The organism is Acetobacteraceae bacterium, from assembly GCA_004843345.1.
Lineage (GTDB): Bacteria > Pseudomonadota > Alphaproteobacteria > Acetobacterales > Acetobacteraceae.
On record CP039460.1, the window covers coordinates 708,299 to 726,664 of the forward strand.

An 18,366-nucleotide genomic window follows, 5' to 3' on the forward strand; every position below is an offset into this window, starting at 1 on the left:
TCATCATCTTCTTCTCTAAATCTTACTGCTAAAAACGCCTTAACCTGAGGTTAAATCCGCTTAAAATATGCTTAAGCCGTTTCATTTTCAAAACGCCTATATTGATAATAGGCCGCACATGCCCCTTCCGAAGAAACCATCAAAGCGCCAAAGGCGTTCTCTGGATTGCATTCTGTCCCGAACAAAGGGCAATCTTTGGGCTTGCACTGACCTGTGATCACTTCACCGCAACGGGCACGGGAATCTTCTGTCACCTGATGCGCATGGGGTTTAAAACGGCGCTCTGCATCGAATTCCTGATACGTTGGCGTCAAAGAAATCCCTGACCCCTCAATCACGCCTAAGCCGCGCCATTCACTCGCACCGCCTAAAACAAAGACATCTTCAATAGCTTTCTGCGCACTCTTATTGCCATCTACCTGTACAAAACGGCCATATTCATTTTCAACTTCACTGCGTTTTTCAATAAATTGATCCAGTAACATCGCAATCGCCTTGAGAATATCAACAGGCTCAAACCCTGTCACCACCATCGGCTTGTAATAGTCTTTTGCGATAAAATCATAAGGCTCAGACCCAATCACCATACTCACATGGCCCGGGGCTAAAAACGCATCAATCTGCACATTTTTCTGTTCTAAAAGCGCCCTTAAAGTTGGGATAATATTGATATGCTGGCAAAAAATACTGAAATTCTTGACACCAAGCCTTTTCGCCTGCTGAACGGTTACCGCCGTTACGGGCATGGTTGTTTCAAACCCCAAGGCAAAGAAAACAATCTCTTTTTCTGGCATTTTCTGCGCCAAAGCCAGCGCATCCATTGGCGAATAAACCACTCTAATCTCTGCGCCACGCTCTCTTGCCTGTAAAAGCGAGCCATTCTTACCCGGCACACGAACCGCATCGCCAAAAGTACAGAAAATCACGTCTTTATGCGCTGCAATCTCGGCGCACGCATCAATCCGCCCCATCGGCAGCACGCAAACAGGACATCCCGGCCCATGAATAAATTCAATTTCAGGAGGTAAGAGCTTATCTAACCCAAAACGGAAAATCGCATGGGTATGGCCGCCACACACTTCCATCACCTGCAACGGGCGTTCTTTGGTATAGGCAGGCAGTTTTTTTATTTTTTCCTGAATTTCCGCCAAAAGGATTTTAACCAGCTTTGGATCCCGAAACTCATCAATCAATGCCATCGATGTCATTGTTTTTCCATTCTGCTGACAATTCAGCTTTACATTTAAAAAGTCAGCTTTCTGACAGGGCGCTTTATAAGCAAAAGGAAAGAAAGGCTTAAATCTTGCCTGCTAAAAACAAGGCCGCATCTTCCTCGACCTCACCCATCGCCTGCAAGCCTTCTAAAACCTCTTTGGCTTCATCCGCTTCCATACGGCTCAAGGCAAATCCGACATGAATTAAAACCCATGTTCCAATCAACGCCTCTGGCACTTCGTCCTCTTTGCGGACGAGGGAGATATTGACTTCACGGCGAACGCCAGACACTTCTGCCCACGCATTATCTGGATTGCTTGCGTCCAATTCGACAATTTTCCCCGGGATTCCTATGCACATAATTCTTTCTCCAGCCATGCGAACCAATCCGCCATGCCATCACCCTTCGTCGCAGAAAGCGTCAAAACTTCAATGTCAGGATTAACCTTTTTGGCATTTGCAATGCAGGCTTCAACATCAAAATTCAAATAAGGAAGCAAATCAATTTTATTTAAAATCATCAGCTTTGAAGCCGCAAACATATGCGGATATTTCAAAGGTTTATCTTCCCCCTCTGTCACGGACAAAACCGCAACCTTGCAGCGCTCTCCTAAATCAAAGCTGGCAGGGCAAACCAAATTGCCAACATTCTCGATAAAAAGGAGGGTATTGGGCTTGAGATCCAGACGCTCTGAAGCTTCCAAAACCATCTGGGCATCTAAATGACACCCTTTCCCTGTATTAACCTGTATCGCAGACACCCCTGTCGCACGGATACGCTCTGCATCATTGGTAGTTTGCTGATCGCCCTCCACCACAGCGCAGGGATGTTTGTGACGCAGTTTTAAGAGTGTCTCGGTCAACAAGGTGGTTTTTCCCGAACCCGGACTGGAAACCAAATTCAGAGCAAGGATATTTTGCGTCTTAAAATACTGGCGGTTTTTGACAGCAATTGCGTCATTTTTCTCCAGCACCTTTGTTTCGATTTCGAGCATACGGCGCTGCGTCATACCTGGCGCATGCGTTCCCGCCTCCCCTAATCCAAAATGCAAATCATCCCTTTCCCCGTGGGAAATTCCTTGTTGACCGTCTGACATTCTTTATACCTTAACCTTTTAACAGCACTCAGTGATGGTGGTGTTCTTCATCTTCAAGACGACGTCTTGCATCCTGAGACAAGCCACCCGCTTCGTGCGTATGATAATGATCGCCATGAATATGGATATGTGGCGCAGCGCCATTATCCGAACCATGGTGATGAATATGAACATGAAGATGCTCATGCGCAGAGTCCCCATGATGGTCGCCATGCGCCCCATGGGTATGCCCACGATCATGTTCATGAGCGTGGGGGTGTGCGTGTTCACGCCCCTCGATGGTGACTTCACCTTCACCACATCCGCAAGTTGCACACATAATCTTTCTCCTTGAGATAAAACAGTTATTCAATTTCTAAACGTTTGATTTGGACACCATCTTCTGCATTGACTCGCAGATTGCGCCCTTCACACTTAGGACAGACAAGAACTTTTGGAATGAGAAGCTCTACATCTTCTTGGCAATCATTGCACCAAGTTTCCGCCTTTTCCTCTATCAGGTGCAAAACACAGCCTTGCGCCATTGTCCCCTGACACACCATATCGAAGCAAAATTTAAGCGACTCTGCCTCGACACAGGAAAAAGCTCCAATTTCTAACCAGAGCCCTGTAATGCGCTTAGCATTGTTTTTCTGAGCCTGCTTTTGAATAATCTCCAGCGTTGACTCACATAATGTCAGCTCGTGCATTCATGACTCCCAATACGACCTCATTTACGGCTTTCATCAGCACCTAAATCCCTATGGGATTGCATTCTAATTTAAAGCCTATCCTCAATATAATCACTCTTAAAAAAGATTGCGACCCTGCTTTGAAAAACAACCGTTTCAAATCCAAATAAGTGGAAAAGAAAAGCCCCTTTTGTTCAATATGATATTTTTTTAAATTAATCATACTTTTTCTTTTTAATAGTTGTTTTTTTACAACACAAGAGGTTTTTTAGGTGTTTTCTCCCATCTCCAGCCCGAAACAAGCCTTCTTAATCTTTAAGTTTAAGAGAAGAAGGAGTACGCATAAGGGGACGAAAAATTTAAATTTTTAAAGAATTTTTTATAAAGCTTACAGTAATAGCTCAGTTCAATTTGGGCCATTACCTTCAAGGTATATTCGGAAGATGACACGCCGCTTGGGACTATAAATTAAGGACATATCTGCCTCTTTTGTTCCTCTTACCGCACAGGAAATAAACAGCAAGCGTGAGAAATCCTTAATCTTACAAGTGTCGCCCGTCCTCCGAATGACTCACTAAGGAGTGTGCATGAACCATTTTATTATTGCGGATCCTAAATTGTGTATCGGCTGCGATACCTGCATGGCGAGCTGCTCTGAAGAGCACCGCGCCTATGGGCTGCAAGATACACCACGCCTCAAAGTGCGGCGTGATAAAGATCAGTCCGCCCCCGTTACGTGTCACCATTGCGAAGATGCACCTTGCGCAGAGGTTTGCCCCGTCCATGCGATTGAGCATACAGGGGACTCCATCATTTTAAATGAAAGCCTCTGTGTCAGCTGCAAACTTTGCGGTATTGCCTGCCCTTTCGGCGCTATTGATATGGGTGGAAGCCACCCCTACCATGTGCCAAAGCACCACGATACTTCGCTGGCACTGCCTTCCCCAGAGGATCCAGATCCCGTTGCTCCCTTTTTAGATTGGAATCCCATTGTCCGCCCTGTGGCTGTGAAATGCGATCTTTGCAACTTTAGCCCACGCGGCCCTGCCTGCATCCGCCACTGCCCAACCAAAGCAATCCGCTTGGTCGATCCAATGGATCTGCTCAAAATTACGGCTGAAAAACGTCTCAGTTCCGCTCTGGAATTCGGCACGATGTCCCCTTTTGAACAGACAGCTGCAATTAAGAAGGAAGCCGTTAAATGAATTTTTTAGCTGATCCTTTATCCCTTTCGGCCGCTGCGCTTTTAGGCTTTGTTGTCTGCGCTGTTGTCGGTGGCGTTTTGGCTTCTTTTAAAACCATGCGCTCTGTTACGTCTATCGGCACACTTGTTTTTGCTGTTTTGGGCGTTTTTGGTTCTGTTGGATTGTTATTTACGCCAAAAGCGGCTGCGGTTCTCCCCTGCACGAACCTTCATATCGAAGTCAGCGGTTTGCATGCTTTCTTCCTTCTCGTTGTTTCCCTCAGTGCCGCATGGGCTGCGCTCTATAATTTTGGCGCTTTGCTCAAAAAAGATACAGGCACTTCCGCTTGGGAACTCTTTTTTGGCAATCTTCTCATTGCTGCTTTGGGTGCAACTGTTCTTGCTGGCGATGCAATTTCCTTTCTTATTTTCTTGGAAATTTCTGCGCTTTCAGGCTTTTTCCTCACAACACGCAATACAGGGGACAAAGGCGAACGTGCCGGTCAGAATATCTTAATTCTAACACAGTTCGGCATGATCCTTCTCGGCTCTGCTTTCTGCATTCTCAGCCAGCATGTCCATAGCCTCCAGTTTGATGCTATCCGTGCTGCTGCTTTGCCAGAAGGTGTCCGTAACGAAGTCTTCCTGCTTGCGCTTTTCGGTTTTGGTGTTTTCTCTGGAATGTTCCCGCTTCACGGCTGGGCACCACAATCCCACAGCTCTGCTTCCCCTTCCGCAGCCATGCTTTTCTCTTCTGCTTTAATCAAAGCAGGCTTGTTCGGCATTCTGCTCTTTGGGCTTGACCTTTTAGGCGTCCCTCCTCTCTGGTGGGGTATCCTTGTTCTTGTTTTCGGTGCAGTCACAGCCTTCTTTGGCGGTCTTTATGCCCTTCAGGAACACGACATTCGCCGCTTGCTCAGCTATCACAGCTTAGAAAGCTCTGGCATTATCCTTCTTGGTCTTGGCGCTGCCATGACAGGTATTTCTTTGAATCTGCCTCTCTTGGTCACTTTCGGCCTCATTGGTGCGCTCTTCCAAATCTTTAACCATTCTCTTTTCGGTGCAACCCTTATCCTCGGTGCTGGTGCGGTTGAAGAAAGAACGGGTCTTAAAGATATTGAAAAAATGGGCGGTTTGTCCCGTAAAATGCCTCTCGTCACGGTTTCCGTTCTAATTGGTTTAGCTGCCATGTCTGCCTTGCCACCATTGAACGGCTTCGTCAGTGAATGGCTTGTCTATAACGGTCTTTTCCACTTTAGTGCAGCGCCAAGCTTTGCCGCTCACCTCGTTGGTCCAATCGTTGCCGTTGTTCTTGCTGTTACAGGCGCTTTGGCGGTTGTGTGCGCAAGTAAAGTCTTTGGCATTGCCTTCTTGGGGAATGCGCGTTCTGATGCTGCTGAAAACGTAGCGCCAGGCGGATGCGCTGAATCCATTGCCGCTTTCATTCCAGCTGCGCTTTGCGTTGTCTTCGGTCTTGTCTCTCCTTGGCTTCTGCCAAAAGTTGTGAATATCTCAGGTCTTCCAGGCCAGTCACACAACTTTGCAGGTAACCTTGTCTGCACGCCTCTTTTGACAGTTCTTTTGATTGCATTACCAGTCGTTCCTGTCTTGCTTGCAGCTTTTTACCAAAGCCATCGTCTGCCACGTCGCGTTGGTGGAACAGCATGGTCTTGCGGTTATGACTACGAGAAATCAATGAATATGAGCGCTACCAGTGTTGCTCAGCCATTGCGTGTCATGTTCGCCCCTTTCTACGCTGTCCGTCACCTCTTCCCAGAGGTCCTCAAAAACCACTTCCATGGCAAAACTTTTGTTGCCTTCTGTCGTGGTATTGCGGCTGTTGGGCTTGCGGCGCTGATCATTCTTGTCATCGCTTTCGCCTAAGGAGAACTTATGCCTGATCAAATCACAGCCTCCGCAAATGAGGCGTTAAATGAAACACAGCATGTCGCAGAAACTGCCACGCAGGATGTCGCTAATGCTGTTGACACTTTCGGTCGTGACATCCATCACGGGCTTGAAAATGGCTTGCAAAGCCTGCCTGCTGGTGCACATAACGACCTGACAAATCTTATGACCCTTCATCTGCACTCCTCCGTCATTCTCGGAATTGTGCAGGCTTTCCTACTTCTCTTAATTGCACCTTTTCTTGTGGGTGTCATTGGGGCTATCTCTGCACGTATGGCAGGGGCAGAGTTCGAATTCGGTGCGGCTTTTGGGCCTTACCATGAAATTTTCAAACTGTTAAAACGTCAACGCTTAGCGCCTGCTAAAACAGGTCTTGCTTTCCGCATTATGCCTTATCTCTTTTTTGGCCTGATGCTTCTCGTTGCCTGCGCATTGCCTGTCGTGACATTGGCTTCTCCAATGCCTGTGATTGGCGACATGATCACCTTGATCTATGTTTTTGCCTTGTCACGTTTTATCTTCATCCTCTCTGGTCTCGATACAGGAAGCCCATTCGCCATGATTGGTGCGGCCCGTGAAGGTGTCCTCGGTGTCTTAGTTGAACCTATTCTTTTCTTAGGTCTCTGGGTTGCCGCTTTGGTTGCCGGTTCAACACAGCTTGGTGCGATTGCACAGAGCGTCTTTGATCTGCCACACCATCTTGAACATCACCTTTGGCTGCCATTGGTTGTCGGCGGACTCGCTTGCGCTTTCGCAACGGGGATCGAAGCTGGCGCAATGCCTTTCGACTTGGCCGAAGCAGAGCAGGAACTCCAAGAAGGCCCCCTCACCGAATATTCAGGTGCGGACCTTGGGATTATGAAACTGGGTATGAACCTGAAACAGATTGTTGTTTTGCAAATGTTTATCGGTGTTTTCGTCCCATTCGGCGCAGCCACCAGCCTAACACTGCCAGCGATTATTCTTGCCTTCATCGCAGCCTTCGTTAAGCTTTTCCTTGGCGCTATCGCCATTGCGCTTTTGTCAAACAGTGCGGCGCGTGTTCGCTTTATCTTTGCGAACCGTATCACATTGACCGGTTTCAGCTTAGCTGTTCTGGCGCTGGTTTCTTGGCTTATCGTCTATCCCACTTGGTCTTAATTAAATTATAGAGGCAATAATGACTTATATCCGTAAAGGCCAAACCCATGTTGACCGTCTGAGGAAGGATTTCCCCTCAGCCGTCCTTAATGTGGAATGGCAAACAGAAACACAGCTCACAGTTGATGTTGAAAGAAACTCTCTCGATGTGGTTGTGGAATCTCTCTACTACAAGCAAGGTGGCTGGCTCCCCGTTCTCTTTGGGAACGATGAGCGCACCCTTTGTGGAAATTACGCTATTTATTATGTGATTTCCTTCGAAGATGACGATCCTTGCTGGTTAACCGTTCGTACAGAAGTCGATCCTATTTCTTTGGAATTCCCTTCTGTCACACCAAAAGTGCCAGCAGCTGTCTGGGGCGAACGTGAATTGTTCGATATGTACGGTCTGCGTGCGGTCGGACTTCCAGATGAACGCCGCCTTGTCCTGCCAGATGATTGGCCCGATAATCTGTACCCATTGCGTAAAGATGCAATGGACTACCGTCAGCGTCCAGCTCCAACCTCTGATCAGGAAACCTATCAGTTCGAAAGCACAGCCAGCGCAAAAGCCAACGTTGTGCCAGTCGGTCCATACCATGTTACCTCAGATGAACCAGGACATTTCCGTCTCTTCGTCGATGGTGAAAACATTGTTGATGCCGACTACCGTCTTTTCTATGTCCACCGTGGTATGGAAAAATTGGCAGAAAGCCGTATGGGCTACAACGAAGTCAGCATGCTCGCCGACCGTGTCTGCGGTATTTGCGGCATGACCCATAGCGTGGGTTACTGCACCGCTGTTGAAAACTCCATGAACTTGCCTGTTCCAGAACGTGCAACGATGATCCGCACCATCCTTCTTGAAGTGGAGCGCTTGCACTCCAACCTCTTGAACGTTGGGCTAGCCTGCCATAACGTCGGTTTCCATGCGGGCTTTATGAAGGTCTTCACGGTTCGTGAACATGCTATGAAAATGGCTGTGATTCTCTCTGGTGGCCGTAAAACCTACTGTATGAACCTCATTGGGGGTGTCCGCCGTGACATTCTTAAAGAGGAACGCCTTGAAAGCATCCGCTTAATTAAGCTTATGCGTAAAGAACTCAATGACATTCTTGATGTCATCATGAGCACTTCTAACATTGAGCAGCGGACAAAAGGCATTGGTATCTTGGATAAACAAGTTGCCCGTGACTACAGTAACGTTGGCCCAATGATGCGTGGAAGCGGCTGGGATCGTGACGTTCGTGTTAAACACGAAGTTTTGAGCTATCCTGAGCTTCCTGCAAAAGCTATGGTTGAACATGGATGTGACGTTTACTCCCGTGTGAAAGTGCGTGTCCGTGAAGTATTTAACTCCTTCGACATGATTGAAGTGGGTCTGGACAATATGCCAGAGGGCGATATCCTTCTCGAAGGGTTCACCTATCAGCCACATAAATTTGCATTAGGTTTTACCGAAGCGCCTCGTGGTGAAAACGTTCACTGGGCGATGACAGGCGATAACCAGAAGCTCTTCCGCTGGCGCTGCCGTGCGGCCACTTATTCCAACTGGCCAACCTTGCGCTATATGCTTCGTGGAAACACCGTGGCGGATGCGCCATTGATCGTGGCCAGCCTTGATCCTTGCTATTCCTGCACCGACCGTATGACCATTGTCGATCTGCGTAAGAATAGTTCTGTGACAGTGCCTTACAAAGAGATTGAGCGCTACGGTCTCGAACGTAAGAACAAGCCATTCTAAGCGGAGCTGAAAATGTTTAAATTAATTAAAGACACACTGACTCAAAAGTCTGTCACCACACATTATCCAGCAAAACCCTTTCAAGTTGTTCCCAACTTTAGAGGGCGTCCTGAATATGATTCCCATCAATGTATTTGCTGTGCTGCTTGCACCAATGCTTGCCCAGCCAATGCCTTGACAATCCATATTGATGCGCCACAAGAGGTCATCACATGGAAATTCGACTGCGGACGCTGCATTTTCTGCGCCCGCTGCGAAGAGGTTTGCCCAACAGGCGCAATCAAACTCTCTGAAGATTTTGAAATGTCAACTTGGACAAAAGAAGATCTTATTGAAGAGGCTGACTTCTCCATCTGCCATTGCGTCCAGTGCGGAAAGCCTTACGCAGCGCAGAAAGAGATTGAATATGTCTTAGATCTTCTCGGATTAGAAGGGGACGAGCGCGAAGTACGTCGTGAAGAGTTCGAAACCTGCACCGACTGCAAACAGCAAAATGACTTAATCCCTGCGCATCTTGTTAAAATTGATGCCTATATCCCCATGGAGGCCTAATTTATGTCTGAGATTTTGACCAGTGCGAGCTCCCAGCATTTAGTCGGGCCTCGTGATGCGAATGGGCTCCCAACGCCCATCACATTAGATGAAAGCATGAAAAAGCTGAAATCGGTCTTGCTGAAAAGCATTCGCCGTTCAGCCTATGTTTACCGTGTTGACTGCGGAAGCTGTAACGGGTGCGAAATTGAGTTCTTCTCAACCATCACCCCCATGTTTGATGCCGAGCGTTTCGGCATCAAGCTTGCCCCTTCCCCGCAACATGCCGATATTCTCGCTTTCAGTGGCGCACTCACCCGTGCAACCCGTGTGCCGGCATTGCGTGCCTATAATGCAGCGCCAGATCCAAAAATCTGCATCTCCTATGGAGCTTGCGGTATTTCTGGCGGTATTTTCCATGACCTTTATTGCGTCTGGGGCGGTACCGATAAAATTGTGCCTGTGGATCTTTACATTCCTGGATGCCCTCCAACCCCAGCAGCCTTTATCTATGGGTTTGCATTGGCTTTGGGCATGCTTGATCAAAAGCTGAAAAAGACACATCACGATGAAACAGGAAATCCTGGGGATGTCAAAATGCAATTCCCTGAATTTCCACAGCCATTGCGTGTACTGATTGAGCAGGAAGCCCGCCGCATGGCAGGTTACCGCTATGGACGCCAAATTGCAGATAAATTCATGCAAATTGTTGTTCAAAACGGTTCTGAAAACTTCAATAAGGCGCTTGCCGCTTATCTTGAAAAAGAAGAAGATCCACGTCTTGGCGATATTATGGGCCACCTTACAGAGGTCTATGAAGGCGCAAAACGGGGGGATTATCGTTTATGACAAATAAAACGGCTAATGTTGTTTTTTACGCCCTTGGCCGTAAATTCGTAAACGAGGAAAAAGCTAAACCAGATGCCCAGCAACTGGTTTATTATAGTCTTGCGATCGGTCACCACATTGGGGTGATCGATTGTTTAGAAGAGAAACTCTCTATTCCTGTGCCCGAATTTAAGGCTTGGATTGAAAAGCTTCCTGAGGGCGAAACCGCCCGCAGAAAGCTTGAGGGTCTCCTCAAATTTGGTGAAATCATCATCGACAGCACCCATATCCATCCATTGGCCTTGGCACTTGACCGTGCCATGGACAAAATGACAGAACAGGAAAAAGGCTGGGCGAAAGCGTTAATTAACCTTCTTGGCATGATTGACGCAGAGCCTTCCATTTATTTCATTGTTCGGAGAAAAGATGGTTAACGTTTTACTTTGCGTTGGAAACTGCATGATGGGTGATGATGGCGCAGGTCCTCTTCTGGCGGAGCTTTGCGAAGCGCATCCGCCAGAAGGCTGGGAGGTCATTGATGGCGGCCCTGCTCCTGAAAATGACATTTACTATGTCAAAGAACTCAATCCTGAAAAAGTTGTCATTGTCGATGCTACCCAGATGGGACTCGCTCCCGGAGAGACTCGAATCGTCGATGAAAATGATATTGCAGAAATGTTCATGGCAACGACACACAACATGCCTTTGACCTTTCTGATTGACCAAATTAAAGAGGTTGCCTCCAATGTTATTTTCATCGGTATTCAACCCACTGCGGTTGCCTTTTACGAACCGGTTTCAGAACCCGTAAAAGTCGCCGTGACAGAACTCCATCGCCGTCTTTCCGATTGGGGAGAAAATGGTGGATATGAGAGGCTCAATTTAGCCTCCCGAAACGCTTAGAATAAGGGGAAACTCCCCTTAAAAGCGATAGATGTATTTTTACAACAATAGGTTCTCTTCTTGAAAAAACACGAGAATTCTCTTGTTTTTCATCGGCTATCCTCCTATTATAAGGAGGTACTAAATAGCTGACATGTCAACTTTAATGGTTGCACCTTGATCTTATCAGTATTGATAGAATCGACCTGAAATCACCTCAAATAAACACGTCAGCATTATTTACTGAATATGAAATATAACTTTTTAGGAGTTATTGATGAGCAACCGGTTTATTCTAGTTGATCCACATCAGTGCATCGGCTGTAAGACCTGCGAAATTGCCTGCGTTATCGCACACAGAGCAGAACCTGAGATGCAAGATGCCAATCTTGACATTGGGGACTTTGCGCCTCGCATCCACGTTCTCGAAGCAGGAAACATCACTGCCGCAGTGACCTGCCGCCAGTGCCTCGATTCACCCTGTGCTAATTCCTGCCCTAACGGCGCTATTAGCCGTGATCAAGGTGTGATGATTGTCGATCCAGACAAATGCATCGGCTGTCAGACTTGCGTTGTCGCCTGTCCTTTCGGTGCAATGGAAGTCGTTGACTATGCCTTAATTCACCGCATGGGTGCAACAACCGTTAAGGCAAAAGCACATAAATGTAACCTATGTCTTGGACGTCCAGAGGGACCAGCCTGCATTCAGCACTGCCCAACGGAAGCCCTCCACATTGTCGACAGAGAGCTTCAAGCAAAAATGATTGCTGAAAAGCGTCTAAAAACAGCTCTCGAGAACCCAACCTTTTAAGAGGAGAAAGAATTAGCTATGGCTATTGAAAAAGGCTTTAATCCTCTAACATCCGCTTCTTCCCATACAGCGGGTGAAGAGACCCACGTTGCCGTTTGTACCTATTGTGGTGCAGGCTGCAAAATGAACCTTGTAACCAAAAATGGCAAAGTCATTCGTGCCGATGCTATTGACGGTGTCACAAACGAAGGCGAAATGTGCCTCAAAGGCTATTTCGGCTGGGACTTCCTTAACGATACAAAGATTTTGACACCACGTTTGCGTGATCCAATGATCCGCCGTCAAAAAGGTGCGCCATTTGAAATCGTTAGCTGGGAAGAAGCCATTAAGTTTACAGCAGATAAACTTAAAGGCATTGTCCAGAAATACGGTCCAAACTCTGTCATGCACACAGGTTCTTCCCGTAGCACAGGCTGCGAAAGTAACTATGTCATGCAGCGTTTTGCACGTGCCGTCATTGGTACAAACAACGTTGACTGCTGTGCCCGTGTTTGCCACGCCCCATCTATGGCTGGCCTTGAAGCAACTGTCGGTCGCGGTGCAATGAGTAACTCTATTGCTGGTATCGACGACACAAACTGCGTGTTGATGATCGGCTATAACAGTGCTGAATCTCACCCAATCGTGTTCCGCCGTGTGCTTAAAGCAAAACAGAAAGGTGCGAAACTGATCGTTTGCGATCCACGTTTGACCGACTCTGCCCGTGCCGCTGACCAGTATGTTGCCATCAAAAATGGTTCAAACATGGCCATCGTCAACAGCTTTGCTGCAATTTTGATTGACGAAGATCTTATCGATCATTCCTACATTTCAAAATACACACAGGGCTTTGAAGATTTCAAAGAACGCGTCAAAGACTATTTGCCAGAAAAAATTGAACACATCACAGGTGTTCCTGCTGAGCAAATGCGTCAGGCAATGCGTACCTATGCTGCTGCTGAAAACGCAACGATCCTTTGGGGTCTTGGTGTTACCCACTTTGAGCAGGGTTCTGACACTGTTGCCGGTCTTGCAGCGCTTGCATTGATGACAGGTAACCTCGGTCGTAAGAGCGTTGGTCTTGGGCCAGTCCGTGGACAGAACAACGTCCAGGGTGCTTGCGATATGGGTGTCTGGCCTTCCATGTATTGTGGCTATCAGAAAGTCACAGACGAGGATGCTCGCCGTAAATTCGCAAAAGCTTGGGGTGTTCCTTACGAGAAAATGGATCCAAATAACGGAACCAAAATCACCGAAGTCCCTCACAAGATTAAATCTGGCGAAATCAAAGCTTACTATGTCATGGGTGAAGACCCTGTTCAGACAGAAGCTGGCGGTAACGCTGAACACGCAGCCTTCAAAGATCTTGAATTGATGATCGTCCAAGACGTCTTCATGACAAAGAGCTGTGAAATTGCTGACGTTATCCTTCCTGCCACCACATGGGGTGAGCATGACGGTGTGTTCACATGTTCCGACCGTGGTTTCCAACGCTTCTGGAAAGCTGTTGAGCCACCAAAGAACGTCAAACGTGACTGGGAAATCATTAGCTTGCTAGCCACAGAAATGGGCTATCCAATGCACTATGAGAATGATCAGGCTGTTTGGGATGAAATGCGTAGCCTCTGCCCACTTTATGAGGGTGTAACCTACGAGAAAATGGGTGAACTTGGACACATTCAGTGGCCTTGCGAAACCGAAGAAAGCATGGGTTCTGACTTCTTGTTTGAAGACAACAAATTCCATACTGAAAACGGTAAAGCAAACTTCATCTTTACCCCATGGCATGCCCCAGCAGAAACCCCAGATGCAGATTACCCATTGGTTCTTTGCACCGTCCGTGAAGTCGGCCACTATGGTGCCCGTTCTCAGACAGGTAACTGCGTTGCGTTGGATACATTGGCTTCTGAGCCAGGCTATGTCCAGATCAATACACAGGATGCTGCATCCTATGGTATTAAAGATCAGGAACTTGTCTATGTTAACTCCCGCCGCGGTAAAATCATTACCAGAGCCCGCGTTAGCGACCGTACCAACAAAGGTGCTGTTTACATGACCTTCCACTGGTGGGTTGGCGCATGTAACGAAGTGACTGACGAAGCTTCCGATCGTGTTACAAAAACACCTGAAACCAAATACTGCGCCGTTCAATTGGAAAAAATTGCGGATCAAAAATGGGCAGAATCCCATGCGGTTCAGGCACACCAAGAGCTCAAAGCTCGTTTGCGTGGCCACATCGAGAACGCCGTCCGCGCTGCCTAATCTGGCAACAAGGAACTTTGTTCTTAAAAGAGAGGATGCCGAGAAATCGGCATCCTTTTTTTATGGGCTTTTTTCGAATTTCTCCCTAAAATAACCAATCTATGCAAAAGGCCATCTACATCAACATTACAGGGAAAGTGCAAGGGGTTGGGTTTCGGCCGTTTGTCTTTAACCTTGCCAAGCGTCTAGGCCTCAAAGGCGATGTTTGGAATGATAGTGCCGGCGTAAGTATTCGGCTTTTAATGCCCTGCGACTGGGAAAATTTTCTTAAATCCCTTCAATCGGAATTACCCCCTTTAGCCAAAATCGAAACGATTCAAACTATGGAAGTTCCATGGGAAGGCCAACAACCAAGCGATTTCACAATAAAATTCAGTCAAAAAGGGGAAGAGGCCACCGACATCGTCGCCGATGCAGCCACCTGTCCGCAGTGTCTTGCGGAAATGAAAGACCCCAATAATCGGCGTTACCGCTATCCGTTTATTAACTGCACCCATTGCGGCCCACGTTTCACAATTATCAAAGAAATGCCCTATGACCGCCCAGCGACCTCTATGGCAAAATTTAAGCTCTGTGAGGCCTGCGCCCGAGAATATCACGATCCAACAGACCGCCGTTTTCATGCGCAACCTGTGGCCTGCCCTGAATGTGGCCCTGCGATCTCTGGCATTTTTTCCCCTCATACAAACCTCCACACAACGCTAAAAGGCGAAAAAGCCCTTCAACAAGCCATAAAAGCCTTAAAATTAGGTCAGATTATTGCCCTTAAAGGCTTAGGCGGATTTCACCTCGCCTGCCTTGCAACCGAAGATGCCCCTATTCAGCTTTTAAGAGAACGCAAACACCGCCCCAGCAAGCCTTTTGCCGTTATGTTGCCCCATTCAGACTGGCTTTCCCAAATTTGCGCCGATCACATTAACCTCAAACATGCAACAGAGGTTTTATCTTCTACCATTAGCCCCATTACTTTGCTGGAACAAAGCGCAACTTCTCCTTTATCTAGCTTGATTGCGCCTGATTTACACGAAGTTGGCCTCATGTTGCCTGCCAATCCCCTTCAAACACTTCTTTTGGAAGGCGTTGACGCACCGCTTGTCATGACGTCTGGCAATGCGTCTGGCCATGCGCCTGCCCTCTCCAATGAAGAGGCTCTCGCCTCTCTTTCTGACATTGCGGATTTCTTTCTCTTTCATAATCGGGAGATTGTCGAACGGGCAGACGACTCTGTTCTCCGTTTTGACAAGCGTGGCACAACAGAAATCCTCCGCCGAGGGAGAGGCCTCGCCCCTGATAGTTTTGCCCTTCCCCAAGGCTTTCCAACAGATCAAACAATTCTGGCAATCGGGGGAGATTTAAAAAACAGCTTTGCGCTGCTTCATAGAGGACGAATTTTTACAAGCCCTCATTTCGGCGATTTAAACCAGCCAGATGTGTTTGCCCAGTGGCAAAAAATGCTCGAAAAATTTCCGAAACTCTATCATGCAAAGCCAGAAATCTTGGCCTATGATGCGCATCCAGCCTATCTCAGCCATCAATGGGCGCAACGGCAGAAAATCCCTGCTCTTCCAATCTATCATCACCATGCCCATCTCGCAGCCTGTTTAGGGGAAAATCATGTTCCACTTAAGACAGAGAAAAAATTTATTGGCCTAACCTTAGACGGGCTAGGCTATGGCAAAGAAGGGAACATTTGGGGCGGTGAATGTTTCCTTGCCAACTATCTTTCTTTTGAATGGCTGGGTGGATTGCCTCCTGTGCCTTTGCTGGGAGGTGATTTGGCGGCCAAAGAGCCTTGGCGCAATCTCTTAGCGCAATTCAATGAATTTGTGCCAGACTGGGAAAAATACGCCGAAGCAAACCCTATTAAAAAATATCCCTATTCTGTTCTCTTAAAGGCGGCAAAATCTGGCATTAACGCCCCTCTCGCTTCTTCTTGCGGTCGCCTGTTTGAAGCCATTGCCTGTGCGCTTAGTATTGCACCTGAAAAACAATCTTATGAAGGGGAGGCCGCCTGTTGTCTTGAGGCGTTTGCTTCTGCCCCTACTAACAATGTTCACCCTCTTAAAATTCCCCTTAAAGGAAACCAGCTCGATTTAGAAACTTTTTGGCAAAACTTCCTCGACTGGAATGCGCCAAAAGCTGCAAAAGCATGGGGATTTCACGATGCGCTGGCAAAAGGCTTTGCCGATTTAGCGAAACATTTCGCCGAAATCTATCAAAGTGAAATTGTTGTCCTTAGCGGTGGCTGTTTGCATAACCGCTTGTTAAAAGAACGTTTACAGCATCACCTCGCCCCTCTAAAGCTTCTCATACCGTCCCAGCTTCCAGCAGGTGATGGCGGTATTGCCTTTGGGCAGGCTTTAATTGCGCTGGCACAAACAACCGCTTCTTAGACCTATCCAGAAAGAAAACCTTTTTTGCATCTATTTTGTCGCTTTTTTCTTTCCAAAAAGGCGCTTCATGCGATAGATTTCTTCCAAAATTCAAGCATATTTCTTTTGCAGAAGAGTCAAAAGCATGGCCTCCAAATCTTTCCTTTCGCTTTTTGTAACTTTTGCAAGTCTGCTGCCCCTCTCCCATCATGCCTCTGCAGAAACACTTGCGGAACAAATGGCGAAAGCCGTTCATGCACAAGATCAAAAAAGTGCCCCTCTGCCAGAAAAAGAACTCCCTTTTCAAACAAAAATCTTCCATCAGGAAGAACGCCAGATCAATGAATTAGAACGTCAAAACCTCAAGCTTAAAGAGGAAAACGAAAAGCTCAAAGAGCCAAAACCCCTTTCTGATCAAGAAGAAATCCAAAAAATCTGGGGACAGACAAAACGGGAAGCTGCCGAAAGAGAAGTCGAAAAAGAAACCCGCATGTGCCGCAATCTCCTTTGGGAATGCCAAATCCCAAACCATGAGAAATTTGCCTGTGAGGATTTTACCTATAACTGCCACGGCTTAAAAAATATTATTGGCGATATGTCCATTGATAAGCCTATTCAGCGCCATCTGGGAGAAACCGATAAATTCTATCCTTTTGGCTATGTTTCCCCTGACGGACGGGTTGAAGGCGCTTACCACCAGTTTCTAGGCTATGCGCGCGCAGGCGACTTAGCCTCTGCCTTTGCCATTGCCTCTGCCGCTAACCATCAAGACCATGATACGCTTCCAGATAGTTTTCCCAAAACCTCCAAAGCCCACCCCTATATTGTCACGCCAGAGGGACGCAAAAAAGTCCTCGATTATGAACTTCCCCTGCGGACTGAATGCGGCATGCTTTTAAGTCAATGCGTCACCCTTAATACAGAGAGTGCGGAATGTTTCGCCCATTACAATAAAACCTGCGGACGGCATATTCCTTACCTCGATATTCTCCGAAGCTTCCGCCAAGAAGGCGCTTGCCTGAATTATAAAATCAATTCCAATCTTGAGCCGCTTAAACGCCTTCAGCTGTTACGGGACTGCGGACGAGATCCCAGCAACGATCCGCCTGACCATTCCTATATGGCGGTCACCGATTGCCACAGTCTTAACCTGCTCTGCCAAGTCAAACAAAATAAAATGCCTTATTGCAAGGCCTTTATCGAAGGGCAATGCCTCACCAGCACAACACCCCTTGTTAAAAGCCTCCTCCCTCATGAACGGCCTTTCTGGGAAGTTAATTCCGCTCCCCGTGAAGCCATGACCTATCCCGTCATCAATTTTCCAAATTGCGCCGCGCTTGGAAATGTTCTCCTGATTACACCGCATGGGCCTTTTAAATTTTACTTAGGCCATGTGGATGCGCAAGGCTGGCTCACAGTTTATGCCGATACAAAAACCTTAAAAAAGGTTGCCCAAATTGATGAAGAAGGCCATTTAATCGGCAAAACGATTCAGAAAAATGACGATGCGCATCCGATTTTATCTCATGTGAAACGGGTGGAGCGTATTGCATCAGATGGTACGGTCTGGCAATGCCACCGCCAAAATACGGGCGAGAAAATTCACCTTTTCCTCACGCCCAAAGGCGGCCTGTTCCAAGTGCGCACGACGGTGAATGGCACCTTTATTTTTGATGACCGTTTTGGATTTAAACCAACTGAAATTCAGCTAATGCGGCAAGGAAATGAATAAAGGGAAGCCAAAGCTTCCCTTTTTCAAATAAT

17 protein-coding genes are annotated in these 18,366 nt (G+C 47.3%); 12 read left to right on the top strand and 5 right to left on the bottom strand.

All coding sequences use genetic code 11. From position 1 onward, the window contains the following. Positions 1-71: 71 nt before the first annotated feature. From hypD to hypA, 5 genes are all read right to left on the bottom strand, one after another. Positions 72-1,199 (bottom strand): hydrogenase formation protein HypD, encoded by a 1,128-nt coding sequence (hypD, locus tag FAI40_03560; GenBank protein ID QCE35736.1) that lies wholly within the window; start codon positions 1,197-1,199, stop codon positions 72-74. Between the two features lie 97 nt (positions 1,200-1,296). Beyond that, positions 1,297-1,575, bottom strand: a complete 279-nt coding sequence (locus FAI40_03565; GenBank protein ID QCE34490.1) for a HypC/HybG/HupF family hydrogenase formation chaperone — start codon at positions 1,573-1,575, stop codon at positions 1,297-1,299. After that, the gene (gene hypB, locus FAI40_03570; protein QCE34491.1) at positions 1,566-2,312 is read right to left on the bottom strand and encodes a hydrogenase nickel incorporation protein HypB; all 747 of its coding nucleotides are present in this window, start codon (positions 2,310-2,312) and stop codon (positions 1,566-1,568) included. The genes FAI40_03565 and hypB overlap by 10 nt, the downstream gene beginning before the upstream one ends. Before the next feature lie 28 nt (positions 2,313-2,340). Then, on the bottom strand, positions 2,341-2,631 hold the full coding sequence (locus tag FAI40_03575) for a hypothetical protein (protein QCE34492.1): 291 nt from the start codon (positions 2,629-2,631) through the stop codon (positions 2,341-2,343). 25 nt (positions 2,632-2,656) lie between these two features. Continuing rightward, a complete protein-coding gene (gene hypA / locus FAI40_03580; GenBank protein QCE34493.1) occupies positions 2,657-3,001 on the bottom strand; it encodes a hydrogenase maturation nickel metallochaperone HypA in 345 nt (114 codons plus the stop codon). A 569-nt stretch (positions 3,002-3,570) separates the two neighbouring features. Here hypA and FAI40_03585 point away from each other — a divergent pair. The 12 genes from FAI40_03585 to FAI40_03640 all read left to right on the top strand — a co-directional run bounded on the left by FAI40_03585 (position 3,571) and on the right by FAI40_03640 (position 18,334). Continuing rightward, entirely contained in the window at positions 3,571-4,188 is a 618-nt protein-coding gene (locus FAI40_03585) for a 4Fe-4S dicluster domain-containing protein (GenBank protein QCE34494.1), read from the top strand. After that, positions 4,185-6,050, top strand: coding sequence for a proton-conducting membrane transporter (locus FAI40_03590; protein ID QCE34495.1), 1,866 nt, complete (start codon positions 4,185-4,187; stop codon positions 6,048-6,050). Before FAI40_03585 ends, FAI40_03590 begins: the two co-directional genes overlap by 4 nt. Before the next feature lie 189 nt (positions 6,051-6,239). Next, positions 6,240-7,214: a hydrogenase 3 membrane subunit gene (locus tag FAI40_03595; GenBank protein QCE35737.1), complete on the top strand. Its 975-nt coding sequence runs from the start codon at positions 6,240-6,242 to the stop codon at positions 7,212-7,214. Positions 7,215-7,233: 19 nt separating this feature from the next. Then, positions 7,234-8,937 (top strand): hydrogenase large subunit, encoded by a 1,704-nt coding sequence (locus FAI40_03600; GenBank protein QCE34496.1) that lies wholly within the window; start codon positions 7,234-7,236, stop codon positions 8,935-8,937. Positions 8,938-8,949: 12 nt separating this feature from the next. Further along, positions 8,950-9,489, top strand: a complete 540-nt coding sequence (locus tag FAI40_03605) for a 4Fe-4S dicluster domain-containing protein (protein ID QCE34497.1) — start codon at positions 8,950-8,952, stop codon at positions 9,487-9,489. A 3-nt stretch (positions 9,490-9,492) separates the two neighbouring features. Then, complete coding sequence (gene nuoB, locus FAI40_03610; GenBank protein QCE34498.1) at positions 9,493-10,317, top strand: NADH-quinone oxidoreductase subunit NuoB; 825 nt, start codon at positions 9,493-9,495, stop codon at positions 10,315-10,317. Then, the gene (hycH, locus tag FAI40_03615; protein QCE34499.1) at positions 10,314-10,730 is read left to right on the top strand and encodes a formate hydrogenlyase maturation protein HycH; all 417 of its coding nucleotides are present in this window, start codon (positions 10,314-10,316) and stop codon (positions 10,728-10,730) included. Before nuoB ends, hycH begins: the two co-directional genes overlap by 4 nt. Then, positions 10,723-11,199, top strand: coding sequence for a hydrogenase maturation peptidase HycI (gene hycI / locus FAI40_03620; protein ID QCE34500.1), 477 nt, complete (start codon positions 10,723-10,725; stop codon positions 11,197-11,199). Before hycH ends, hycI begins: the two co-directional genes overlap by 8 nt. A gap of 256 nt (positions 11,200-11,455) precedes the next feature. Next, complete coding sequence (locus FAI40_03625; protein QCE34501.1) at positions 11,456-11,989, top strand: 4Fe-4S dicluster domain-containing protein; 534 nt, start codon at positions 11,456-11,458, stop codon at positions 11,987-11,989. A gap of 18 nt (positions 11,990-12,007) precedes the next feature. Continuing rightward, the gene (locus FAI40_03630; protein ID QCE34502.1) at positions 12,008-14,230 is read left to right on the top strand and encodes a formate dehydrogenase subunit alpha; all 2,223 of its coding nucleotides are present in this window, start codon (positions 12,008-12,010) and stop codon (positions 14,228-14,230) included. Between the two features lie 101 nt (positions 14,231-14,331). Then, positions 14,332-16,623 (top strand): carbamoyltransferase HypF, encoded by a 2,292-nt coding sequence (gene hypF, locus FAI40_03635; GenBank protein ID QCE34503.1) that lies wholly within the window; start codon positions 14,332-14,334, stop codon positions 16,621-16,623. Positions 16,624-16,747: 124 nt separating this feature from the next. Further along, positions 16,748-18,334 carry a hypothetical protein gene (locus FAI40_03640; protein QCE34504.1) on the top strand — a complete coding sequence of 529 codons (1,587 nt, stop codon included), beginning with the start codon at positions 16,748-16,750 and terminating at the stop codon, positions 18,332-18,334. Positions 18,335-18,366: the final 32 nt, after the last annotated feature.